Here is a 22,014-nt window from a genome sequence, read left to right on the forward strand (position 1 = left end):
GCTGTGCACGGCCTCGGCGCGAGGCGACAGGCGCTTTGCGGTCAGAGGCCCGCTGCCGTGGCGGATCACCGCGGCAGGCGTCTCAACCGTCGGGGGCGCGACGGTGTCGGTGGCGGGCTGGACCGCGACCGCTGCCGGGACCGCGACCACATGCGGGATGATGCGCGAGATGACCGGCACCGCGGCGACGATGGGCTGTTCGATCTCGATCTGCGGGGCGGTCACGCGCGCCTGGCTGAGGACCGGCTCGCTGAAGGGCCGGCGGTTGTACTGTTCCTGCACCAGCCGCGAGGGGCCGAAATCGGGATTGCCCTGGAACCGGTCGTCGCCCGGCCGCGCCTGAAATCCGGATGGGCGAAAGCCCTGGGCGCGGGCGAAATCCTCGGCCTCGTGCAGGGTGCGGCGGGCGACGGCGGCCACACGCAACGTCTCGATGTCACCGTTCGTGGCGGGGCACCAGTCGAAGGCCAGTTCCTCGGCCCGATAGGGGGTCGACGCCTCCAGCGCGCGCGCAATGGTTGCAGCGGTGTCCGAGCCGAAGGGGACCGTCAGCACCGTGTACAGGATCTGATCGTCGGGGATCACCAGGACCGTGTCCAGTTCCCCGGCCTGGCCGCCCGCCTGCTCGCGCAGCCCGTTCAGCACGGCGGCCATGTCGCCGCCGGCGAAGCGGGCATGGCCCAGGGGCCGCCAATCCGGGCCGTTGCGGCATTCCAGCCGGACCGCCTCCTGGGTAAAGCTCATGGCGAATTCGGGTGGCGCGGCGTGCTGGTTCATGGCTGTCTTCACTGCTCGGGGTGCGTCGCGTGGTCGTGCCCGCGACGTCGTTGTTCACCAATCACCACTACCGCAAATTGTGGAACGTTGAAAGAAGAACTGCCATATCTGTGATCGGTTTTGCGCGTGAAAGGGCTAGGAAGCGGGCATCGGTCAGGGCATCAACGCCTGAGCGAACACGCGATCAGAAAGGATCCCCTGATGCGACCGATCTTCCGTGCCCCCCCTGCCAGACGGCTGGCCCTGTCCGTGGCCATGACCGCCCTGATGGCCGCCCCCGCCCTTGCCGCGCCCATGGCCTGCGGTCCGGCCGGTCCGTCGCGCCTGACCGTCACCGGCGAGGGGCAGTCCCGCATCGCCCCCGACATGGCGACCGTCCAGCTGGGCGTGACCACACAGGCCGACAGCGCCGCCGCCGCGATGGAGCAGAACAGCACCCAGCAGAGCGCGGTGATCGAGGCGCTGACCGGTGCCGGGATCGACGAGGCGCAGATCCAGACCTCGGGGCTGAACCTGAACCCGCTGATGCAGTATGGCGAGAACCAGGCCCCGACCGTCACCGGCTATCAGGCGACGAACACCGTTGCGGTGCGCGTGTCCGACCTGGCCCGTCTGGGCGAGGTTCTGGATGCCATCGTCACCGCGGGTGCCAATGAGATAAACGGCATCACCTTCAGCCGCGAGGATGGCGCCGAGGCGCAGGATCAGGCCCGCCGCGATGCGGTGACCGACGCACGCCGCAAGGCCGAGCTGCTGGCAGAGGCGGCGGGCGTCGACCTGGGCCCGGTGCTGACGCTGCGCGACATTCAGACCGGCACGGGCGGACCGCGCCCGATGATGCGCATGGAGGCCGCGATGGCCGATGCCGTGCCCGTCCAGGCCGGAGAGGTCGAGATGGCCGCCCAGGTCGAGATCGAATACGCGCTGGCCGGAGAGGGTGCCTGTGCGCCGATGCCGCCGCACGGCATGGGCATGCATCACGGCGACCGCGGTCATGGCGGCCCCGAGCATGGTGGGCCTGAGCATGGTGGCCCCGAACATGGAGGTCCCGCGGGTGGTCCGGCGGGCGGGCCTGACGGCAGCCCCGTTCATCCGCCGATGCCCGGCGACGGCGCGCCCGCGCCGGACGAACCGATCGTGCCCGGCATCGTCGAGCCGCTGCCCGAGACCCCGGCGAACTGACCGGACGACAATGCAGGGACGGGCCGGGGGGCGACCCCCGGCCCGTTTCGTCAGGCCGTGGCCTTGGCCAGGGCCTGATCCAGGTCGGCGATCAGATCGTCCGCATCCTCGATGCCCACCGACAGGCGGACGACCTCGGGGGCGGCACCGGCAGCGCGCTGCTGATCCTCGGTCAGTTGGCGGTGGGTGGTGGAGGCCGAATGGATCACCAGCGACCGCGCATCGCCCAGGTTCGCCACATGGCTGAACAGCGACAACGCATCGACCAGCTTGACCGCCGCCGCATAGCCGCCCCTGATCGCGAAGGTGAACAGCGCCCCGGCGCCCTTGGGATACAGCCGGCGCGCCGTCGCGTTCCACGGAGAGCTGTCCAGGCCGGCATAGGTCACCCGCTCCACCCGGTCGTCGGCCTCCAGCCAGGCGGCGACCTTCTGCGCGTTGGCGACATGGCGTTCCATCCGCAGGCCAAGCGTCTCGATCCCCATCAGCGTGTAATGCGCGCCCTGCGGGTTCATGGTCATGCCCAGATCGCGCAGCCCGATGGCGATGCCGTGGAAGGTGAAGGCCATGTTGCCGAAGGTCTCGTGGAATTTCAGCCCGTGATAGGCAGGTTCCGGGGCCGACAGGCTGGGAAACTTGTCGCTGGCGGACCAGTCGAAGGTGCCGCTGTCCACGACCACGCCGCCGGTGACCGTGCCGTTGCCGGTCATGTATTTCGTCAAGCTGTGAACGACCAGCGTCGCGCCCATCTCGATCGGGCGGCACAGATAGGGGGTGGCCAGCGTATTGTCGACGATCAGCGGGATCCCTGCCGCATCCGCGATGGCCGCGACCGCCGGGATGTCGGTGACCGACCCGCCGGGATTGCTGATCGATTCGCAGAAGACCGCGCGCGTGTCGTCGTCGATCGCCGCGCGCAGCGCCCCGGGGTCGTCGAAGTCGACGAACTTGGCCGACCATCCGAACCGCCGGATCGTGTGGCTGAACTGGGTCACCGTGCCGCCATAGAGCCGGGTCGAGGCCACGATGTTGCGCCCGGGCGCCATCAGCGGAAACAGCGCCATGATCTGCGCCGCATGGCCCGACGAACAGCAGACCGCGCCCGCACCCCCCTCCAGCGCCGCGACGCGCGCTTGCAGCGCCGCGACGGTCGGGTTGGTCAGGCGCGAATAGATGTATCCGACCTCCTGCAGGTTGAACAGGCGCGCGGCGTGGTCGGCGTCGCGGAAGGCATAGGCCGTCGTCTGATAGATCGGCACCTGCCGCGCCCCGGTCGCCGGATCGGCGGCCGCCCCCGCATGGATCGCCCGCGTGTCGAAACCCTGTTGATCGCTCATGGTGTCCTCCCTCCGATGTGGCGCAAGCCTAGTCGCCGGGCCGGGCGGGCGGCAATCGGGAAAAGGCTTCTCCGGCGGGGGACCGGGGCAGGGGAAATCCTCTCCTCAGCGGCCTTGGCGGCGCGCCATGAAGGCCAGCTTCTCGAACAGGGCCACGTCCTGTTCGTTCTTCAGCAGCGCGCCGTGCAGCTTGGGCAGCATCGTCGCAGGATCGCGGGCCAGATCCTCGGGAGACAGGTCCTCGGCCAGGATCAGCTTCAGCCAGTCCAGGAACTCGCTGGTCGAGGGCTTCTTCTTCAGCCCCGGCACGTCGCGCAACTCCATGAACTGGGACAGCGCGCTGTCCAGCAGGCGGGGTTTCAGCCCCGGGTGGTGCACCTCGACGATGGCGCGCAGGGTCGCGGCATCGGGAAACCGGATATAATGGAAAAAGCACCGCCGCAGGAACGCGTCCGGCAGCTCCTTTTCGTTGTTCGAGGTGATGATGACCACGGGCCGGTGCGCGGCGCGCACCGTTTCTCCGGTTTCGTAGACATGGAACTCCATCCGGTCCAGTTCCTGCAGCAGGTCGTTCGGAAACTCGATATCGGCCTTGTCGACCTCGTCGATCAGCAGCACGACCCGTGCGGGGGCGGCAAAGGCCTGCCACAGCTTGCCCCGCCGGATATAGTTCGACACGTCGTTCACCCGCGCGTCGCCCAGCTGGCTGTCGCGCAGCCGACTGACCGCATCGTATTCGTACAGCCCCTGCTGCGCCTTGGTCGTGGACTTCACGTGCCATTCGATGATGGGCATGCCCAAGCTGGCGGCGACCTGCCGGGCCAGCTCCGTCTTTCCGGTTCCGGGCTCTCCCTTGACCAGCAGCGGGCGTTCCAGCGTGATGGCGGCGTTCACCGCCAGGGCCAGGTCGGGCGGGGCCACATAGCGGTCGGTTCCCGTGAACTGCATGAAAACTCTCCTTTAGCGCAAGGTGCTTGGCCGCAACTGCCCGCAAAGTTGCGGCGAATTGCACGCCGCGCATCATTAGCGCCCTGAACCCTAGTGACAAGCAGCACGTCATACTTTAAGGGACCGCGCAAGGTGCCGGTAATTTTGCTCCGCCCGGCGCCGCCGGAGGACGTAATGAAAGCCCAGACCTTCCTTCCCCAGGATTATCGTCCCGCCGAGGACGAACCCTTCATGAACGAGCGTCAGCTCGAATATTTCCGGCGGAAGCTCGAGGCCTGGAAGCAGGAACTGCTCAGCCAGTCGGCCGAGACCCTGGAAGGACTGCAGGACAGCGCCCGCAGCGTTCCCGATCTGGCCGACCGCGCCAGCGAGGAGACCGACCGCGCGCTGGAACTGCGTACCCGCGACCGTCAGCGCAAGCTGGTCAGCAAGATCGACGCCGCGCTGCGCCGCATCGAGACCGGCGATTTCGGCTATTGCGAGATGACCGGCGAGCCGATCAGCCTGCGTCGTCTGGATGCCCGTCCCATCGCAACCATGACGCTGGAGGCGCAGGAGCGTCACGAGCGCAAGGAACGCGTTCACCGCGACGACTGATCCATCCGTCAGCGCCGCGCCGCGCCAGGCCCCGCCCGGTGCGGGGCCTTGTCATATCCGGAGGTCCGATCCATGTCCGCGCTTGAGAACCGCCCCGTGACCGTCATCGGCGCCGGAATCGGCGGCCTGACGGCGGCGCTGGCCCTGGCGCGACGCGGGGCGCAGGTCACGGTCCTGGAACGCGCGCCCGAACTGGGCGAGGTCGGCGCGGGGATCCAGATCTCGGCCAATGCGGTGCGGGTGCTGGATGCGCTTGGCCTGGGAACCGCGCTGGATGGCACCGCGCTGCGCACGGACGCGGTACAGCTGAACGACGAACGCGGGAGGCGCGTGCTGCGCATGGACCTTCGGGCGCACCGCCCGGAGGCGCGCTTTCTGCTGATCCACCGCGCCCGGCTGATCGGTCTGCTGGCCGATGCGGCACGGCAGGCGGGCGTGACGATCCAGCTTGGCGTGACGGCGGCTGATGCCGATTGCCTGACCATCGCCGCCGACGGGCTGCGCAGCACGTATCGGGCAGCACTGAACGGCCAGCAGGTGCCGTTCTTCACCGGCCAGACCGCATGGCGCGCCCTGATCCCCGATCCCGGAGGCGCGCCCGTCGCGCAGGTCTTCATGGCCGCGCGCAGGCATCTGGTCAGCTATCCGCTGCCCGGCGGCCTGCGCAACATCGTGGCCGTCGAGGAACGCCCGGACTGGCAGGACGAGGGCTGGTCCCATCCCGGCGACCCCGACCGCCTGCGCGCGGCCTTTGCGGGCATGGGCGGGCCGGTGCCGGGCTGGCTGGCCCAGGTGGACCATACGCATCTGTGGGGTCTCTTCCGCCATCCGGTCGCGGCGCGCTGGCATGACGACCGGCTTGCCCTGCTGGGCGATGCGGCCCACCCGACGCTGCCCTTTCTGGCCCAGGGCGCAGGCATGGCCATCGAGGACGCCTGGACGCTTGCCGCCTGCCTGGATGCGATCCCGGATCAGCCGCAGGCCCTGGCCCGCTATCAGACGCTGCGCCAGCCGCGCGTGACCCGCATCGTCGATGCGGCGAACGCCAATGCCCGCAACTATCATTTCGGGGGTGTCATGCGGATCGGCGCGCATTCGGTGCTGCGCGTGGCGGACCGTCTGGCGCCGTCGCTGATGCCCGGCCGTTTCGACTGGCTCTATGACTTCGATCCCGTGGGACAAATACCCTGATCCGCCATCGGCACCCCTCCGCGACGGGGGGGCCGGGGGGGCGCATAGCCCCCCGGCCACCGCGGGACGCAGCTCAGGCCGCGCGTTCGACCGCCGCGACGATGCCGTCGACGACCTCGCGCAGGACGGCCTCGTCCTCGGCCTCGGCCATCACCCGGATCAGCGGCTCGGTCCCCGACTTCCGGATCAGCACCCGGCCAGACCCGGCCAGCCGCGCCTCCGCATCCGCGATCATGCGCTTGACCGGCTCGGCCGCCAGCGGATCGGCACCCGCGGCATAGCGGACGTTCTTCAGCATCTGCGGCACGGGTTCGAACTGCGCGACCAGTTCGCTTGCCGGCCGACCCGTCTCGGCCATCGCGCCCAGCACCTGCATCGCGGCCACCAGCCCGTCGCCGGTGGTGGCATAGTCGGTCATCACGATATGACCAGACTGTTCGCCGCCCAGGTTAAAGCCGCCCTCGCGCATGCGCTCGACCACATAGCGGTCACCGACCTGCGTCCGCTCCAGCCGCAGGCCGCGTGCGGTCAGGTAATGCTCCAGCCCCAGGTTCGACATGACCGTGGCGACCAGCGCGCCGCCTGCAAGCCGGCCCTGTTCGGCCCACCGCCCGGCCAACAGCGCCATGATCTGGTCACCATCCGCCACGCGGCCCGTCTGGTCCACGATCACCACCCGGTCGGCATCGCCGTCCAGGCTGATTCCCAGATGCGCGCCATGGGCACGGACCGCATCGGCGCAGGCCTGGGGATGCGTGCTTCCGACGCCGTCGTTGATGTTGAATCCGTCCGGCTCGACGCCCAGGGGGATCACATCCGCGCCCAGCTCCCACAGGACGTCGGGCGCGGCGCGATAGGCGGCGCCGTTCGCACAGTCCAAGACCACCTTCAGCCCGTCCAGCCGCAGCTTGGCCGGGAAGGTCGTCTTGGCATATTCCATGTAGCGGCCCCGACCATCGTCGATCCGCTTGGCCCGGCCAATGCTGGCCGGGGCGACGGGGTCCAGCGCGCCCGCGACCAGCGCCTCGATCTCGGCCTCGGCCTCGTCGGACAGCTTGAAGCCGTCGGGACCGAAGAACTTGATGCCGTTGTCCTCGGCCGGGTTGTGGCTGGCCGAGATCATGATCCCCAGATCGGCCCGCATCGACCGCGTCAGGAACCCGACGGCCGGCGTCGGCACCGGGCCCAGCAGCAGCACGTTCATGCCCGTGCTGGTCAACCCCGCCGTCAGCGCGTTTTCCAGCATGTAGCCCGACAAGCGCGTGTCCTTGCCGATCACCACGCGGTGCCGGTTGCGCCCGTCGCGGCGAAAATAACGGCCGGCGGCGGCGCCAAGGCGCAGCGCCATCTCGGCGGTCATCGGATAGGTGTTGGCGCGCCCGCGGACCCCGTCGGTGCCGAAAAGCTTCCTGCTCATGTCCCTGCCTTCCCGTTCTTGTTGAGGGCCGCGATCAGGCGCAGCCCCTGTGCGTGTTCCGCGACATCGTGGACGCGGTGGATCTGGACCCCCTGGGCCACGGCCGCGACCGTCAGGGCCAGCGTGCCGGGCATGCGCTCTGCCGCCAGGTCGGCCCCGCCGATCCGGCCGATGAAACGCTTGCGCGACACGCCCAGCAGGATCGGGCAGCCCAGCCCATGATACAGCGAAATCCGCCGCAGGATCGCCAGATTATGCGCCTCCGTCTTGCCGAAGCCGATGCCCGGATCGATCACGATGCGATCAGCGGGAATGCCCGCCCGGACCGCCCGGTCGATGCGTGCGGCCAAGGCATCATAGACGTCCAGCAGCACGTCGTCGTAACGTGGGTCGTCCTGCATGGTGGCTGGCAGCCCCTGCGCATGCATCAGGCAGACAGGCACCCCGGCACCGGCCACCAGGGGTGCCAGTCCCGCATCAAAATCAAGACCCGACACGTCGTTGACCATACCGGCACCGGCGGCAAGCGCCGCCTGCGCGACCGCGGCCTTGCGCGTATCGACCGATATTGGCAACAGGCCGCGGGCGGCGTCGATTGCGGGCAGGATGCGGGCGATCTCGTCCGGGACGGCGATCTCCTCGGCTCCTGGACGGGTGGATTCGCCGCCGATGTCCAGCAGGTCCGCCCCATCCGCCGCCAAGGCACGCGCTTGGGTTGCAGGATCGTACCGGCCGCCGTCCGAGAAGCTGTCGGGGGTCGCATTGACGATGCCCATCAATCGCGGTCGGTCCAGCGTCAGGCCCAGGACGGACGGCCGCGGGGCCGTCAGGGCCACCATCACGCGATCGGGTGCGCTGTCGACGATGCGCGGGGCCGCGCCGCGTTGCAGGCATTCCAGATGCGTGAACCTGGTCCACCCCCCGGCGAGGGGCCAACGGCCGCCCTGATCCTGCGGGATGGGGCGATAGTAGAGGCCGTCCTGCATCATCGGATGTTAGGCGGTGCGCAGATGCGCGACGCTGACCGCCAACCCGTCCGGTACGACCGGCAGCGGCCTGTCGGCAGGGCCGGCGAAATCGATGTGATGGGCCCCAAGACGCCCCGCCAGCCACAGCGCAAGGCTGTCGGGACCGTCGCCTGCATCCGGGGCATCGGCGGCAAGACGCGTGGGCGCCCAGATCACCGGCTGGCGCAGCTGGATCGCCGCGTCCAGTTCGGTGCGGGTCTCCGCCACCTCGATGCCCAGGTCGCCGCCAAGCCGCCATGCGGCCTGATCCAGCGACAACAGCGCCAGGCGGCGGGCATGCGGCCCGTCATCGGTCATGGGCAGGGCGCCCGGAACGATCACGACCGCCCCCGTGGCCAGCGGTGCGCCGGGGGCGTGCACAAGGATCGCCACCTGTGCGGCCACGCCCGTGGCGGGCACGCGGCCCCGATGACGGATGATCGACACGCCAAGGGCGCCCGGACCGCGGTCCAGCTTTTCGACGCTGACGGTGATGCGGGCGGCGCGGGGATGGGCCAGCACCTCGGCGGCGATGCGTTCGGCCAGCGTCTCGACAAGGTTGTAGCGCTGATCGGCCAATGCCGTATCCACCGCCTGCGTCAGTACGTCATAGGACAGCACGGCGTCGACATGATCGCCGCTGCCCGCGACGGTCTCTCGCAGATCCACGGTGAGGTTGAATCGCAGGCGCTGATCCAGGCCGCGTTCCGATTGAAAGGCGCCGATCTCGGCCGAAAGGACGTGGTCGCGCAGAAAGATGCGGTCGGGATGTTCCATATCCGCCATTCACAGCAAATCCGCGGCGCGGGCAACCCCCGCCGCAGACCTCAGTTCGAGGCGACGCGCTGATTGGTGCGATAGAAGATGTGGCGGCCGATCTGGACGGTGCGCTGGAAACGGCGCGACCAGGACGGGCTGACCGCCGGAGTGTGGAAATAGGTGGCGCCACCGGTCAGCTGGCGCGGTGCGCCGGCCAGCGCTTCGGCCGCGATGTCCTGGGCGCGCAGATAGGCGGCCTTGTTGCGGATCGGCTTGGCGCCGCCGATGGTATAGCTGAATTGGCTGGGCTGGTTGATCACGCCGCAGACGGTGCGGGGAAAGGAGCCGCTGTCGACGCGGTTCAGGATGACCTCGGCCACGGCCATCTGACCCTGACGACCTTCGCCGCGGGCCTCGTGGTAGAGGGCCTCTGCCATGCAGTCCAGATCGGCGCGGGAAATCACCTTGCGCGTGTTGGCCAGATGCAGGGTTTCGACGGGCTCATCGGGAGTGATCTCGACCGTGACGGGCATCGCGTCGGTATAAAGCAACGGCGTGGGCCGCGGAGCGTTCGCGGCGGCTTGCAAAGCGCCGAACATGCCGGTATCGGCGGAAAAAAGCGATCCGTTTCCCCCGGCAAGGGCAGTGGTCGTCAGAAGGGGCATGGCTGTTGCCGCACACAAGAGAGCGTGCGCCAGCCGTTTCGACAGCTTGGGCATGTACAGTCCTATACAAGGTCCCGTGTTGACGGGGCGTTAATGCCCGGTCGACAGGGATGGTCTGTCACGCCGGGCGGGCTGACGATGTGATTAGGATTTTCGGCATCTGCGGTGCCATCCCACTTCGGCGTGAGGCCCGGAACCGGCCCGTTCGGGGCAGTTTTGGGCAGCAATCCGCCACGCCGTTGCGCGGAAACCGGCAACTTCCGGCACATGGGTGTAAGGGTCAGATGTTATGTCCAGCCAAATCAGCAACTTGCAGTTGCAGAATCACGACCGGGGCACAGGCGGGCGGTTTCTGATGGCCGATTGCGCCGCCGCAAGCCGCGCGACCGGCACGCGGAAGGGTGAACAGGACACGTAGTCCACGCCCGCCTGATGGCAGAACGCGATGGATTCGGGGTTGCCGCCATGCTCTCCGCAGACGCTCAGGGTGATGCCCGGAGCCTGCGCGCGGGCCCGCTGCACGCCGATCAGCAACAGCTCTCCGACCCCGTCCTGATCCAGGACATGGAAGGGATCCTCGGCATAGACCCCCTGGCCCACATAGGTCCCCATGAAGCGCCCGGCATCGTCGCGCGACAGGCCATAGGTCATCTGCGTCAGATCGTTCGTGCCGAAGGACAGGAAGGCGCTGTGGGCCGCGATGTCGCCGGCACGCAGGGCAGCACGCGGCGTTTCCACCATCACGCCGAGGCGATAGGTGAAATCGGTGCGCATCTCGTTCCTGACGGCGGCCGCGACGGCGTCGATGCGGGTCTTGACCAGCTCGACCTCGCGCATGGCGCTGACCAGCGGGATCATGATCTCGGGGACGACGGGGTCGCCCTTGCGGCTGGCCTGGACGGTTGCCTCGAAGATGGCGCGGGCCTGCATGTCATAGATTTCGGGAACGGTGATCCCAAGACGGACCCCCCGCATGCCCAGCATCGGGTTGAATTCGGTCAGCGCCTCCACGCGCCGGGTCACGTCCGACAGCGGCAGGTCCAGCGATTCGGCCAGCTCGCGCAGCCCCTCGCGGTCATGGGGCAGGAATTCGTGCAGTGGCGGGTCGAACAACCGGATGGTGACGGGAAGGCCTGCCATGATCTCGAACAGGCTGGCGAAATCCTGTCGTTGCATGGGCAGGATGCGGTCCAGGGACAGGCGCCGGTCCTCGGGCGTGTCGGCAAAGATCATCTCGCGCATGGCGGGCAGGCGTTCGGCGTCGAAGAACATGTGCTCCGTGCGGCACAGGCCGATGCCCTGGGCCTGGAACCGCCGGGCGGCGCGGGCGTCCTCGGGGGTGTCGGCATTGGCGCGCACGCCCATGCCGCCCGCATCCGCGGCCCAGTCCATCAGCTGCGTGAACGCATCGTCCAGCGCGGGGGGCAGCAGGACGGCCGCGCCCGCCAGAACCTCGCCAGAGCTGCCGTCGATGGTGATCTCGTCGCCCTCGTGCAGGATGCGGGATCCGGCACGCACGGTGCGGGCGCGGGCGTCGATCGTCAGGCCGCTGGCGCCCACGATGCAGGGCAGGCCCAGGCCGCGGGCGATCACCGCCGCATGGCTGGTCGTGCCGCCCCGCTCGGTCAGCACCGCGACCGAGGCGTGCATGCCGCGGATGTCCTCGGGCACGGTTTCGCGCCGTACCAGGATGCAGGGTTCTCCCCGTGCATGGGCGGATTGCGCGCTGGCGGCGGAAAAGACGATGCGCCCGGTGGCGGCCCCGGGGCTGGCATCGATGCCGCGCGCGATCACGTCGCGGGGCGCGCGCGGGTCGACCTGATGGTGCAGCAGGTCGGCCAGGGCGCGGGGCTCGACGCGCATCAGCGCCTCCTCGGGGGGGATGATCCCGTCGCGCGCCAGGCTGACCGCGATGCGGACGCCGGCGCGGCTGCCACGGGCCACGCGGGTGGCGTCGATGACGCTGATCCGGCCCTCGGTCACGACGAACTCGATCTGCATCTCCTCGCGCAGGCGCTCGCGGGCGGCAATGCCGAAGCGGACCAGGTCGGCAAAGATCTCGGGCGCGGTGTCCTCCAGCGCGGGGCCGCGGTCGTCGCGGGTCAGGAACAGCGTCTCGGCGCCCGCCCCGACGGTCGCGCCGTGGCGCTGGCCGCGAAAGCGTCCGGTGACGCGCGGGGTGCCGGTGACGGGGTCGATGAACTGGATCGTGCCCGATCCGCAGATGCCCGGACCAAGCGCCAGCGCCATTTCCTGCACCACCAGACCCAAGGGCGCATCGGCGGGCGCACCCTTGGCCTGACGCAGCAGGCGGGCGGTCGGCCCGTCCCATGCACGCGCCATGCTGCGCAGCACCTCGGACAGCTGTTCGGTGGGGTCCTGGGGGAAGGGCTGGTCCATCTCGTCCTGGTAGTGGCGCAGGCTGGCCGCCAGGGCATCGGGGCCGTCCTGCGTGAACAGGTCAGGGTCCAGCCGCGCGATATGGATCGCATAGCTTTGGACGAAGGACAGATAGACCGCATCCGCATTGTCGCGCCCGATCACCTCGGCCAGCCGCGCGTGCAGCGCATCGTTGACGCCGACGTTCAGGACGGTTCCGGGCCCGCCCCATTCCGGCATCGCGGCCGAGGGGCGCACGCTGACCAAGCCGCTGCCCGCAAAGATGTCCAACAGGGCGTCGGGCTGGATGCGCCGTCCCTGGGCGATCATGCGGACGGTATCGGCAGGGATCGCAAAGCTGCGCGGGACGGGAAGCTGCATCCGGACCAGCCGCTGCAGGCATTTCGCACGCCACCCATGCAGCTCGCGGCTGATCGGGGCCGAGGGCGTGATCTGCAATGCGGTGGCGGGTGGGGGTGCGCTGGTCATGACCCCGGCATCCTAGGGGCGGCGACCGCAGTCCCGCAAGGCCATTATGCGGCAGTGCAGCAGAGGACCATGCGGCGCGTTCGCGCATGGCGCCGGATCGTCGATGAAAGAAGGGATATCCCCGCAGGGAGGGGGATCAGGRGACCGTGGCCCCCTAATCGGATCGCATGGGGATCAGCCCTCGGCGTCTTCCGCCGGGGCTTCCTCGGCCGGGGCGTCGGCAGCGGGTGCCTCCTCCGCGGGGGCGGCCGTGTCACCGTCCGCGATGGTCACGGTCATCATGTAGTCGGGCTCGGTCACCGATCCATTGGTGGCAGCGTCGCCCTTCTTGATGGAGTCCAGCACGTCCCAGCCTTCGATCAGCTGACCCACGACGGTGTATTCACCGTCCAGGAACGGCGCCGGGGCCAGGTCGATGAAGAACTGGCTGTTGGCACTGTTGGGGTCCATGGCACGGGCCATGCCAACCGTTCCGCGGTCGAAGGTCTGTTCGGTGAACTCGGCCTCCAGGTCTGGCAGGTCGGAACCGCCCATCCCGGCCATCGCCGTGTCGCCGTCCTGACGGCCGTTCTCGACGTCGCCGGTCTGCGCCATGAAGCCGTCGATGACGCGGTGGAACACCACGCCGTCATAGGCACCCGAATTCGTCAGCTCGACCAGGCGGGCGACGTGGTTGGGCGCCAGATCCTCGCGGAGGTCCAGCACGATCGTGCCCTTGGACGTGCCTTCGGCATCGGCAACCTCGATGACCATGTTCGGGCCGTCGGTATCCTCGACCTGCGGGTTGGTCCCCTGCGCGGTCGCGGCGGTGCCCAGCATCAGCAGGGCCGGAATCAGCGCGGCCTTACGCATCGGCGGCCACCTTGACGCTGATCATGCGGTCCGGGTTCACTGGCGGCTCGCCACGGGCGATCTTGTCGACATGCTCCATCCCCTCGATGACGCGGCCATAGACGGTGTACTGGCCGTTCAGGAAATGGTTGTCCTTGAAGTTGATGAAGAACTGGCTGTTCGCGCTGTTCGGGTTCTGCGACCGCGCGGCGCCGATGGTGCCACGGTCATGGGGCAGCTTGGAGAACTCGGCCGGCAGGTCCGGCTTGTCCGATCCACCCGTGCCGGCGCGGCCGGGGTTGTAGTCCTTTTCCATGTTCGCATGGGCCACGTCGCCCGTCTGGGCCATGAAGCCCTCGATGACGCGGTGGAAGGCCACGTTGTCATAAGCGCCGGCGCGTGCCAGTTCCTTCATGCGCTCGGCATGCTTGGGGGCCACGTCGGACAGCAGCTCGATGACGACGGGGCCGTCCTTGAGCTGGATGACGATGGTGTTTTCCGGGTCCTTGATCTCGGCCATGAGGCCCTCCTTTGTCAGGTGCGACCCCTGATCTAGGGTCTGTCGCTGCCCTGCGCAACGCGCGAAACCGTTATGGGGTCCGACCGGCAGGGGCGCGCGCATCCACCGGGCGCGGTTGACGCCGCGCCTGCCATGCGGGACAAGTTCGCCAACTCTTGGACCCTGAAGGATGCGACATGGCAAAGTTCAACACCATCGACGACATGGATCTTGACGGAAAGGTCGTGCTGACCCGGGTCGACGTGAACGTCCCCGTCGAGGACGGCCAGGTCACCGACACCACCCGCATCGACAAGATCGTACCGACGGTCAAGGACATCCAGGCCAAGGGCGGCATCCCCGTGCTGCTGGCGCATTTCGATCGCCCCAAGGGACAGCGCGTCGAGGGCATGAGCCTGCGCCAGATCGTTCCAGCGCTGGAGGCGGCGCTGGGCCAGCCGGTCGTCTTCGCCGACGACTGCATCGGCGGTCCCGCCAAGCGCGTCGTCGCGGCGCTGCAGCCGGGGCAGGTGGCCCTGATGGAGAACACCCGCTTTCACGCAGGCGAGGAACAGAACGATGGCACCTTCGCCGCATCGCTGGCGGCGCTGGGCGGTGCTTATGTGAACGATGCCTTCTCGGCGGCCCATCGCGCCCATGCCTCGACCGAGGGGCTGGCGCGGCTGATGTATGCGGGTGCAGGTCGCCTGATGGAGGCAGAGCTGAAGGCGCTGGACGCGGCGCTGGGCGATCCGCAACGGCCGGTGATGGCGGTCGTGGGTGGTGCCAAGGTCTCGACCAAGCTGGACCTGCTGACGAACCTGGTCGAGAAGGTCGACCATCTGGTGATCGGCGGGGGAATGGCCAACACCTTCCTGGTGGCCAAGGGCGTCGAGGTCGGCAAGTCGCTGGCCGAGCGCGACATGGCCGATACCGCCCTTGCCATCCTGGAGAAGGCCGATGCCACCGGCTGCAAGATCCACCTGCCTGTGGACATCGTCGTGGCACGCGAGTTCAAGGCAGGCGCGGCATCCGAGACGCTGCCCGTCGATCAGTGCCCGGCCGATGCGATGATCCTGGATGCCGGCCCCGAGACGGTCGAGGCGTTGCGTCAGGCGATGACCGCCTGCAAGACGCTGATCTGGAACGGCCCGCTGGGGGCCTTCGAGATCGAGCCCTTCGACGCCGCCACCAACGCCGCCGCGCGCGCCGCGGCCGAACTGACCGCGCAGGGACAGCTTGTGTCGGTCGCGGGCGGGGGCGACACCGTCGCGGCGCTGAACAAGGCGGGTGCGGCGGAGGAGTTCACCTTCATCTCGACCGCCGGAGGCGCGTTCCTGGAATGGATGGAGGGCAAGACCCTGCCGGGCGTCGCAGCACTGGAAGCCGCCAAGCGCTGAGCGAACGGCGCGCCGGTGGCGGCGCGCCTCAGCCTCCGGACTGGGCGGCCTTGGCGCCGTCTTCATAGGCCCACAGCATCTTGAGCCACTGGGCATAGGCCATCGGCGGGGTGACGCGTTCCGCCGATTGCACCGTGTACGCGGGCAGCAGTTCGGTCTGGCTGGCACCCGCCGTGATGGGGCGCATCCAGACCGTCCGCTGGTCCGCGCCGATGCGGGTTTCCAGCGCGCTGGACCCGATGCCGAAGATCGGCAGCTGATAATGCGCCAGGGTCGTGGTCATGAACATGGCATCCTCCTGTCGGGGTCTGTCCCTGCCATGCAGGATGCGGACAATTCGTCAGAAAATCGATTCATCTGTGATTAAGCTTTTAGGGATCGCTCGCGCCACGACGCGGCGGAAAACCGCATCTGCCTGAATTTGTTAGCGTAACCAGCATTGCCGCGGGTCCGGCGCATGCTATCCAGCAGCCGACAATGATAGGAGAGACCCATGCAGATGACCGACACGGTGCGCCGCATCCTGGCCAATTACGAGGGCGAGACGCCGGGCGTGAAGGCGCAGCTGGCCCGCATGATGATGACCGGAAAGCTGGCCGGCACCGGCAAGATGATCATCCTGCCCGTGGACCAGGGGTTCGAGCATGGTCCCGCACGGTCCTTTGCGCCGAACCCGGCCGGCTATGACCCGCATTACCATTATCAGCTGGCGATCGATGCCGGGCTGAACGCCTATGCCGCGCCGCTGGGCATGATCGAGGCGGGCGCGGACACCTTTGCAGGCCAGATCCCCACCATCCTGAAGGTGAACAGCGCCAACAGCCTGATGTCGGGCACGGCGGGCAAGAACCAGGCGATCACCGCATCCGTGGATGACGCGCTGCGGCTTGGCTGCGCGGCCATCGGCTTCACGATCTATCCGGGGTCGGACATGGCGCTGGACATGTTCGAGGAGATCGTGGCCATGCGCAAGGAAGCCGCCGCCAAGGGCGTGGCGACCGTCATCTGGTCCTATCCGCGCGGCGAGGCGATCACCAAGGACGGCGAGACCGCGATCGACGTGGCCGCCTATGCCGCCCAGATCGCGGCGCTGATCGGCGCGCATATCATCAAGATCAAGCTGTCGACCGACCACCTGATGCTGCCCGAGGCCAAGAAGGTCTACGAGGAGAAGGCGATCGACGTGTCCAGCCAGGCCAAGCGGGTCGAGCATTGCATGCAGGCCAGCTTTGGCGGACGCCGCATCGTGGTGTTCTCGGGCGGGGCGGCCAAGGGGACCGATGCGGTCTATGACGACGCGCGCGCGATCCGCGACGGCGGCGGCAACGGCTCGATCATCGGGCGCAACAGCTTTCAGCGGTCGCGCGAGGATGCGCTGGCGATGCTGGGCAAGCTGGTCGACATCTATCTGGGCAAGGACGCCTGACCAAACGGACGCGCCCCCGAAAACGGGGGCGCGACGCGATCAGCGCCTTGCGGCGCGGGACGGGGGCCGATGGCCCCCTTTTTCACACTTCCTCGATGCGCAGCTCGACCGGGTCGCTGACCAGGACACCGGTGCGGGGCAGGGCCTCGATGGCGTAGTCGATGGCTTCGGGCGTGGTCTTGTGGGTCACGACCAGGACCGGGACGCTGGCCGGGCTGTGCTGGCCGTACTGGCGCATCCGGTCGATCGAGATGCCGGCATCGCCCAGGACCGTAGCGACCTTGGCCAAGGCACCGGGTTTGTCCTGCAACTCCAGACGGATGTAATAGGCTGCGGGCACGGCCGTGCGGGCGGGCTGGGCCGCGGTCAGCGATCCGGCAGGCTGTCCGAAGACCGGCATGCGGACGCCGCGCGCGATCTCGACGATGTCGGACATGACCGCGCTGGCGGTCGGGCCTTCGCCCGCGCCCGCGCCGCGCAGGACGATCTGGCCTACGCTGTCGCCCTCGATCACGACCATGTTGGTGCCGCCCACCAGCTGCCCCAGCGGGCTGTCGGCGGGCACCAGGCAGGGCGACATCCGCTGTTCCAGCCCGCGGGCAGTCATCTGCGCGACGCCCAGCAGCTTGATGCGGTAGCCCATGTCGCGGGCCCGGTGGATGTCGTCGATACTGACGCGTTCGATGCCTTCGATCTCGACCGCGTCGAAGTTGACCTGGGTGCCAAAGGCGATCGACGACAGGATCGCCAGCTTGTGGCCCGCGTCGATGCCGCCCACGTCCAGCGTCGGGTCGGCCTCCAGATAGCCAAGCTGGCGGGCCTCTTCGAAGACGGCGTCATAGGGCAGGCCCGCGCTCTCCATCCGGGTCAGGATGTAGTTGCAGGTGCCGTTCATCACGCCCATCACGCGGGTGATGCGGTTGCCGGCCATGCTCTCGGTCATCGACTTGATCACCGGGATGCCGCCCGCGACGGCGGCCTCGAACCGGATCACGCGGCCCAGATCCTCGGCCAGCTTGGCCAGGTGCTGACCGTGCATGGCCAGCAGTGCCTTGTTCGCGGTCACGACATCCTTGCCGGACCGCAGTGCAGCCTCGATGCTGTCGCGCGCGACGCCCGCATCCCCGCCGACCAGTTCGATGAAAACATCAACGTCATCGGCGGTGGCGACCGCCATCGGGTCCGCCTCCCACCGATAGGACGACAGGTCCGCGTCACGGTTCTTCATGCGGTCGCGTGCGCTGACGGCGGTGATCGCCACCGGGCGACCCGACCGCATCGCCAGCAGGTCGGCGTGTTTCTGAACGATCTTGACGACACCGATCCCGACGGTGCCAAGCCCGGCGATGCCGAGGCGGAGGGGGGACGACATGAGTGCCTCTCATCCTTGATTTTGCGGGTGTTAGCGCGCCGGTCCGCGTGTTGCAACGCGCGATGCGGTCGCGGCGCGGTCCTGTGGCATGCGTGCCGACGAACCGATCACGGGTCGGCGCCCGCCCATTCCCCATCGATCCCGGTCCGCCGCATCACCGACACGACCTGGCGCGCCGCCTGCAGGGTCAGGTCGCGGACCTGCAGGACGTCTTCCGCGCCCATGTCATGAGGATGGCGTTCCCCGCGGGTGTTGATGAAGGTCGGGTGCCACATGCCGGGCCGTGCCCCCGGCCGCCAAGACGCATGGCACAGCAGATTGCGCATCCGCCGCAGGTCGGTCAGCGTCGGTGGCAGCGCACCCAGCTCGACCCCCTCGCTGCGGCGGGCGGCGGCCAGAAAGCTGTCGATCAGCGTGCCCAGGGTGTCGTCGGCAATCTCCTCCATGCGGCGCAGCCAGGCCTCCAGGGCGTGGTCCTGCGCATCTTGGCCCAGACCCTTGCGGGTCAGTGAAAAGATCGCGCGCTTCAGCGCCTCCTCAAGAAAGCCGAAGGCCGCGACGGCATGGCCCAATGCCGCGGCCATCTCATCGGGCAGACGATCGGGCGCGCGGGGCAGGGGCATCATTCACGCCAAAGCTGCGCCACCCACGGGGTCGGCCGGACATAATGGCGCAGATGCTTTAGGAAACCCTCGCGCCGCTGGCCGGTGAAGGCCGCGCGCAGGTGATCCAGCGGGGCGCGGGCCTCGTCGGCCTCGTCCCATCGGCCAAGGATCGCGTCGGGCGGGTTCAGGCTGCCGGGGAACATCACGATGCGCGTCCCGCGCGGAATCTTGGGATCGCGCAGATAGTTCAGGGGGAATGTCGGCACGCAGTGAAAGCGGAAATGGGCCAGCCATCCGCGCGGCCAGAACTTGACCCCGCCCGGGGCGTTGCGGGTGACAAAGCGCTGTTCGTACTTGTACTTGTCAGCGGCGGCCTGTGGGTCTGCGGCAAAGATCTTCTGCAGCGGGGCCAGGTTGCCGACCCGCATCCGATATACCGAGGTCTGGCCCATCTTCTCGAACGGCGTGTTGGGGTTCAGGCCCAGGATCGTGTCGTCCGGATCGCCATGTTCGAAGAACGCGTCAAGGCTGCCGGTGACGATCACGTCCAGGTCCAGGAACAGCACCACCCCCGTGACGTCGCCCAGGTCCCCCCACAACCGCGACTTGGGCCACTTTCCGCGGGTGTTGACCGGGGCCTGATAGGCGAAATCGGGCAGCGGGCGCACAGCGACATCCGGATGCAGGCCGGTCCCGTCATCGGTGAAACAGAACAGCCGGAAGGGCGGCGTGATGTTGCGGGCGATCATCGCATGCAGGCGGTTGACATATTCGGGACCGAACTTGGCACCCCACTTGATGCAGATGATCTGCTTGACCGATCCGTTGCGCCCGTCGTCCATGTCTCACCCATTCGCTTTGGGTGCAGGGTTTCACAGCGCGCACCGCGAGGCAAGCAGACCTCACGGTTCCGCGCAGGCCACGGGGGGTGCGGGGGGCTGGCCCCCCGCCGTCGCGGGACGCAAATCTCAGGGTCGCGTCTCGCGGATCAGCCGCAGGATGTCCGCGGCTGCGGATGGGATGTTCGTGCCGGGGCCGAAGATCGCCTTGACCCCCGCACGGCGCAGGAAGTCGTAATCCTGCTGCGGGATCACGCCGCCGCAGATGACCAGGATATCGCCGGCGCCAGCATCCTTCAGGGCCTGGATCAGCTTGGGTGCCAGTGTCTTGTGGCCGGCGGCTTGGCTGCTGATTCCGATCACGTGGACGTCGTTGTCGATGGCGTCCTGGGCGGCCTCTTCGGGCGTCTGGAACAGCGGTCCCACGTCCACGTCGAACCCGATATCGGCAAAGGCCGTGGCGATCACCTTGGCGCCGCGGTCGTGACCGTCCTGGCCCATCTTGACAACCAGCATGCGTGGGCGGCGGCCTTCCTCCACGGCGAATGCCTCGACGTCGCGCTGGATCTGGGCAAAGCCCTCGTCCCCCTCATAGGCCGCGCCATAGACGCCGGCCAGGGTGCGCACCTCGGCGCGGTGGCGTCCGAATTCGTCTTCCATGGCCATGCTGATCTCTCCGACGGTGGCGCGGGCACGGGCGGCCTCGACGGCGGCCTCCAGCAGGTTGCCGCCCTCCCGGGCGCGGCGGGTCAGTTCGGCCAGCGTCCCGGTGACGCGGCCCTCGTCCCGCGTGGCGCGGATGCGGGTCAGGCGGGCGATCTGGCTGTCCCGGACGGCGACGTTGTCGATGTCCAGGATATCGATCGGATCCTCGGCCTCCTTGCGGTACTTGTTGACGCCGACGATCACGTCCTCGCCCCGGTCGATCAGGGCCTGACGCCGGGCCGCGGTCTCCTCGATGCGCAGCTTGGGCATGCCGCTGGCCACGGCCTTGGTCATGCCGCCCATTTCCTCGACCTCCTCGATCAGCGCCCAGGCCTTTTCCGCCAGTTCCGCCGTCAGGCTCTCGATGTAATAGGACCCGGCCAGCGGATCGACGACATGGGTGATGCCCGTCTCCTCCTGCAGGATCAGCTGGGTGTTCCGCGCGATACGGGCGCTGAAATCCGTAGGCAGGGCGATCGCCTCGTCCAGCGCGTTCGTGTGCAGCGATTGTGTGCCTCCAAGCGCCGCCGACATCGCCTCATAGGCGGTGCGGATGACGTTGTTGTAAGGGTCCTGCTCCTGCAGGGACACGCCGGACGTCTGGCAATGCGTGCGCAGCATCAGGCTGCCCTGTTTCTTGGGCTCAAATTCCGACATGATCCGGTGCCACAGCAGGCGCGCCGCGCGCAGCTTGGCGATCTCCATGAAGAAGTTCATGCCGATGGCAAAGAAGAACGACAACCGCCCCGCGAAGGCATCGACGTCCATCCCCGCCGCGATGGCCGCGCGCACATATTCACGTCCGTCGGCCAGGGTATAGGCCAGTTCCTGGACCAGGTTCGCCCCGGCCTCCTGCATGTGATAGCCCGAGATCGAGATCGAGTTGAACTTGGGCATCTCGGCCGAGGTGTATTCTATGATGTCCGCGATTATCCGCATGCTGGGTTCGGGCGGATAGATATATGTGTTGCGGACCATGAACTCCTTGAGGATGTCGTTCTGGATGGTCCCGGACAGCACGGCACGGGAATGGCCCTGCTCCTCTCCGGTGACGATGAAGTTCGCGAGGATCGGGATGACCGCGCCGTTCATGGTCATCGACACCGAAACGCGGTCCAACGGGATGCCGTCGAACAGGATCTTCATGTCCTCGACCGAATCGATGGCGACGCCGGCCTTGCCCACATCGCCCTCGACCCGCGGATGGTCGCTGTCATAGCCCCTGTGGGTGGCCAGATCGAAGGCCACCGACACGCCCTGCTGCCCCGCGGCCAGCGCGCGGCGATAGAAGGCGTTCGATTCCTCGGCCGTGGAAAATCCAGCATATTGCCGGATGGTCCAGGGGCGGCCTGCATACATCGTGGCGCGCGGGCCGCGGGTGAACGGCGCGATGCCGGGCAGGCCGTCCAGGTGGTCCATCCCCTCCAGGTCGTCGCGGGTATAGACCGGCTTGACGGCGATCCCCTCCAGCGTGTCCCAGGTCAGGCTGTCGGGGTCGCGCCCCTTCAGTTCGCCCTGTGCCAGCTTGCGCCAGTCCTCCAGCGTGGGTTTTGTCATGATCCATCCTTTCCTGCCGACGGTCCTGCCCT

The 22,014-nt window shown here is 68.1% G+C and carries 19 protein-coding genes and 1 pseudogene; 5 read left to right on the forward strand and 15 right to left on the reverse strand.

Going from position 1 to position 22,014, the window contains the following annotated elements:
* A pseudogene (locus tag GBO37_RS07675) lies at positions 1 to 777 on the reverse strand (hypothetical protein); the annotation flags it as partial.
* 201 nt (positions 778 to 978) lie between these two features.
* On the opposite strand from GBO37_RS07675, the gene GBO37_RS07680 reads away from it, so the two are divergent.
* Positions 979 to 1,959, forward strand: a complete 981-nt coding sequence (locus GBO37_RS07680) for an SIMPL domain-containing protein (RefSeq protein ID WP_252928223.1) — start codon at positions 979 to 981, stop codon at positions 1,957 to 1,959.
* 50 nt (positions 1,960 to 2,009) lie between these two features.
* On the opposite strand, the gene GBO37_RS07685 is transcribed toward GBO37_RS07680, so the two are convergent.
* Both GBO37_RS07685 and GBO37_RS07690 read right to left on the reverse strand, forming a co-directional pair.
* The gene (locus tag GBO37_RS07685; protein WP_252928224.1) at positions 2,010 to 3,296 is read right to left on the reverse strand and encodes an O-acetylhomoserine aminocarboxypropyltransferase/cysteine synthase family protein; all 1,287 of its coding nucleotides are present in this window, start codon (positions 3,294 to 3,296) and stop codon (positions 2,010 to 2,012) included.
* A gap of 105 nt (positions 3,297 to 3,401) precedes the next feature.
* The gene (locus GBO37_RS07690; RefSeq protein ID WP_252928226.1) at positions 3,402 to 4,244 is read right to left on the reverse strand and encodes a MoxR family ATPase; all 843 of its coding nucleotides are present in this window, start codon (positions 4,242 to 4,244) and stop codon (positions 3,402 to 3,404) included.
* Positions 4,245 to 4,418: 174 nt separating this feature from the next.
* Between GBO37_RS07690 and dksA the strand changes: the two genes are divergently transcribed.
* Complete coding sequence (gene dksA / locus GBO37_RS07695) at positions 4,419 to 4,841, forward strand: RNA polymerase-binding protein DksA (RefSeq protein WP_045984066.1); 423 nt, start codon at positions 4,419 to 4,421, stop codon at positions 4,839 to 4,841.
* Positions 4,842 to 4,913: 72 nt separating this feature from the next.
* On the forward strand, positions 4,914 to 6,032 hold the full coding sequence (locus GBO37_RS07700) for an FAD-dependent oxidoreductase (RefSeq protein WP_252928228.1): 1,119 nt from the start codon (positions 4,914 to 4,916) through the stop codon (positions 6,030 to 6,032).
* Between the two features lie 73 nt (positions 6,033 to 6,105).
* Here the strand turns inward: GBO37_RS07700 and glmM are convergent, their stop codons facing one another.
* The 7 genes from glmM to GBO37_RS07735 all read right to left on the reverse strand — a co-directional run bounded on the left by glmM (position 6,106) and on the right by GBO37_RS07735 (position 14,099).
* Positions 6,106 to 7,449 (reverse strand): phosphoglucosamine mutase, encoded by a 1,344-nt coding sequence (gene glmM, locus GBO37_RS07705; protein ID WP_252928230.1) that lies wholly within the window; start codon positions 7,447 to 7,449, stop codon positions 6,106 to 6,108.
* Positions 7,446 to 8,435: a dihydropteroate synthase gene (gene folP / locus GBO37_RS07710; RefSeq protein ID WP_252928303.1), complete on the reverse strand. Its 990-nt coding sequence runs from the start codon at positions 8,433 to 8,435 to the stop codon at positions 7,446 to 7,448. Before folP ends, glmM begins: the two co-directional genes overlap by 4 nt.
* 9 nt (positions 8,436 to 8,444) lie before the next feature.
* Positions 8,445 to 9,242: a dihydroneopterin aldolase gene (locus GBO37_RS07715; RefSeq protein ID WP_252928234.1), complete on the reverse strand. Its 798-nt coding sequence runs from the start codon at positions 9,240 to 9,242 to the stop codon at positions 8,445 to 8,447.
* Between the two features lie 41 nt (positions 9,243 to 9,283).
* Positions 9,284 to 9,880 carry a cell wall hydrolase gene (locus GBO37_RS07720; protein ID WP_252928236.1) on the reverse strand — a complete coding sequence of 199 codons (597 nt, stop codon included), beginning with the start codon at positions 9,878 to 9,880 and terminating at the stop codon, positions 9,284 to 9,286.
* A 324-nt stretch (positions 9,881 to 10,204) separates the two neighbouring features.
* A complete protein-coding gene (locus GBO37_RS07725) occupies positions 10,205 to 12,748 on the reverse strand; it encodes a putative PEP-binding protein (RefSeq protein WP_252928238.1) in 2,544 nt (847 codons plus the stop codon).
* Positions 12,749 to 12,922: 174 nt separating this feature from the next.
* The gene (locus GBO37_RS07730) at positions 12,923 to 13,600 is read right to left on the reverse strand and encodes a peptidylprolyl isomerase (RefSeq protein ID WP_252928240.1); all 678 of its coding nucleotides are present in this window, start codon (positions 13,598 to 13,600) and stop codon (positions 12,923 to 12,925) included.
* Positions 13,593 to 14,099 (reverse strand): peptidylprolyl isomerase, encoded by a 507-nt coding sequence (locus tag GBO37_RS07735; RefSeq protein WP_042251774.1) that lies wholly within the window; start codon positions 14,097 to 14,099, stop codon positions 13,593 to 13,595. Before GBO37_RS07735 ends, GBO37_RS07730 begins: the two co-directional genes overlap by 8 nt.
* Before the next feature lie 176 nt (positions 14,100 to 14,275).
* Here GBO37_RS07735 and pgk point away from each other — a divergent pair, with 176 nt between their 5' ends.
* Entirely contained in the window at positions 14,276 to 15,478 is a 1,203-nt protein-coding gene (pgk, locus tag GBO37_RS07740; protein ID WP_139085664.1) for a phosphoglycerate kinase, read from the forward strand.
* 28 nt (positions 15,479 to 15,506) lie between these two features.
* On the opposite strand, the gene GBO37_RS07745 is transcribed toward pgk, so the two are convergent.
* Complete coding sequence (locus GBO37_RS07745) at positions 15,507 to 15,767, reverse strand: hypothetical protein (protein WP_252928242.1); 261 nt, start codon at positions 15,765 to 15,767, stop codon at positions 15,507 to 15,509.
* 204 nt (positions 15,768 to 15,971) lie between these two features.
* Here GBO37_RS07745 and GBO37_RS07750 point away from each other — a divergent pair, with 204 nt between their 5' ends.
* Positions 15,972 to 16,904 carry a class I fructose-bisphosphate aldolase gene (locus tag GBO37_RS07750; RefSeq protein WP_045999101.1) on the forward strand — a complete coding sequence of 311 codons (933 nt, stop codon included), beginning with the start codon at positions 15,972 to 15,974 and terminating at the stop codon, positions 16,902 to 16,904.
* Between the two features lie 82 nt (positions 16,905 to 16,986).
* Here the strand turns inward: GBO37_RS07750 and GBO37_RS07755 are convergent, their stop codons facing one another.
* The 4 genes from GBO37_RS07755 to scpA all read right to left on the reverse strand — a co-directional run bounded on the left by GBO37_RS07755 (position 16,987) and on the right by scpA (position 21,982).
* Positions 16,987 to 18,276 carry a homoserine dehydrogenase gene (locus tag GBO37_RS07755; RefSeq protein WP_127898606.1) on the reverse strand — a complete coding sequence of 430 codons (1,290 nt, stop codon included), beginning with the start codon at positions 18,274 to 18,276 and terminating at the stop codon, positions 16,987 to 16,989.
* 107 nt (positions 18,277 to 18,383) lie between these two features.
* Entirely contained in the window at positions 18,384 to 18,902 is a 519-nt protein-coding gene (locus tag GBO37_RS07760) for a hypothetical protein (RefSeq protein ID WP_252928244.1), read from the reverse strand.
* Entirely contained in the window at positions 18,899 to 19,723 is an 825-nt protein-coding gene (locus GBO37_RS07765; protein ID WP_045999103.1) for a hypothetical protein, read from the reverse strand. Before GBO37_RS07765 ends, GBO37_RS07760 begins: the two co-directional genes overlap by 4 nt.
* 126 nt (positions 19,724 to 19,849) lie before the next feature.
* The gene (gene scpA / locus GBO37_RS07770; protein ID WP_252928246.1) at positions 19,850 to 21,982 is read right to left on the reverse strand and encodes a methylmalonyl-CoA mutase; all 2,133 of its coding nucleotides are present in this window, start codon (positions 21,980 to 21,982) and stop codon (positions 19,850 to 19,852) included.
* Between the last annotated feature and the right edge of the window lie 32 nt (positions 21,983 to 22,014).

This window comes from Paracoccus sp. 08 (assembly GCF_024105395.1).
In the GTDB taxonomy this organism is placed as follows: domain Bacteria; phylum Pseudomonadota; class Alphaproteobacteria; order Rhodobacterales; family Rhodobacteraceae; genus Paracoccus; species Paracoccus marcusii.

Excerpts from the sequence above, each read along its gene's own strand:
- GBO37_RS07680 (WP_252928223.1), top strand. The coding sequence starts at position 979 with ATGCGACCGATCTTCCGTGCCCCCCCTGCCAGACGGCTGGCCCTGTCC.
- GBO37_RS07685 (WP_252928224.1), bottom strand. The coding sequence starts at position 3,296 with ATGAGCGATCAACAGGGTTTCGACACGCGGGCGATCCATGCGGGGGCG.
- GBO37_RS07690 (WP_252928226.1), bottom strand. The coding sequence starts at position 4,244 with ATGCAGTTCACGGGAACCGACCGCTATGTGGCCCCGCCCGACCTGGCC.
- dksA (WP_045984066.1), top strand. The coding sequence starts at position 4,419 with ATGAAAGCCCAGACCTTCCTTCCCCAGGATTATCGTCCCGCCGAGGAC.
- GBO37_RS07700 (WP_252928228.1), top strand. The coding sequence starts at position 4,914 with ATGTCCGCGCTTGAGAACCGCCCCGTGACCGTCATCGGCGCCGGAATC.
- glmM (WP_252928230.1), bottom strand. The coding sequence starts at position 7,449 with ATGAGCAGGAAGCTTTTCGGCACCGACGGGGTCCGCGGGCGCGCCAAC.
- folP (WP_252928303.1), bottom strand. The coding sequence starts at position 8,435 with ATGCAGGACGGCCTCTACTATCGCCCCATCCCGCAGGATCAGGGCGGC.
- GBO37_RS07715 (WP_252928234.1), bottom strand. The coding sequence starts at position 9,242 with ATGGCGGATATGGAACATCCCGACCGCATCTTTCTGCGCGACCACGTC.
- GBO37_RS07720 (WP_252928236.1), bottom strand. The coding sequence starts at position 9,880 with ATGCCCCTTCTGACGACCACTGCCCTTGCCGGGGGAAACGGATCGCTT.
- GBO37_RS07725 (WP_252928238.1), bottom strand. The coding sequence starts at position 12,748 with ATGACCAGCGCACCCCCACCCGCCACCGCATTGCAGATCACGCCCTCG.
- GBO37_RS07730 (WP_252928240.1), bottom strand. The coding sequence starts at position 13,600 with ATGCGTAAGGCCGCGCTGATTCCGGCCCTGCTGATGCTGGGCACCGCC.
- GBO37_RS07735 (WP_042251774.1), bottom strand. The coding sequence starts at position 14,099 with ATGGCCGAGATCAAGGACCCGGAAAACACCATCGTCATCCAGCTCAAG.
- pgk (WP_139085664.1), top strand. The coding sequence starts at position 14,276 with ATGGCAAAGTTCAACACCATCGACGACATGGATCTTGACGGAAAGGTC.
- GBO37_RS07745 (WP_252928242.1), bottom strand. The coding sequence starts at position 15,767 with ATGTTCATGACCACGACCCTGGCGCATTATCAGCTGCCGATCTTCGGC.
- GBO37_RS07750 (WP_045999101.1), top strand. The coding sequence starts at position 15,972 with ATGCAGATGACCGACACGGTGCGCCGCATCCTGGCCAATTACGAGGGC.
- GBO37_RS07755 (WP_127898606.1), bottom strand. The coding sequence starts at position 18,276 with ATGTCGTCCCCCCTCCGCCTCGGCATCGCCGGGCTTGGCACCGTCGGG.
- GBO37_RS07760 (WP_252928244.1), bottom strand. The coding sequence starts at position 18,902 with ATGATGCCCCTGCCCCGCGCGCCCGATCGTCTGCCCGATGAGATGGCC.
- GBO37_RS07765 (WP_045999103.1), bottom strand. The coding sequence starts at position 19,723 with ATGGACGACGGGCGCAACGGATCGGTCAAGCAGATCATCTGCATCAAG.
- scpA (WP_252928246.1), bottom strand. The coding sequence starts at position 21,982 with ATGACAAAACCCACGCTGGAGGACTGGCGCAAGCTGGCACAGGGCGAA.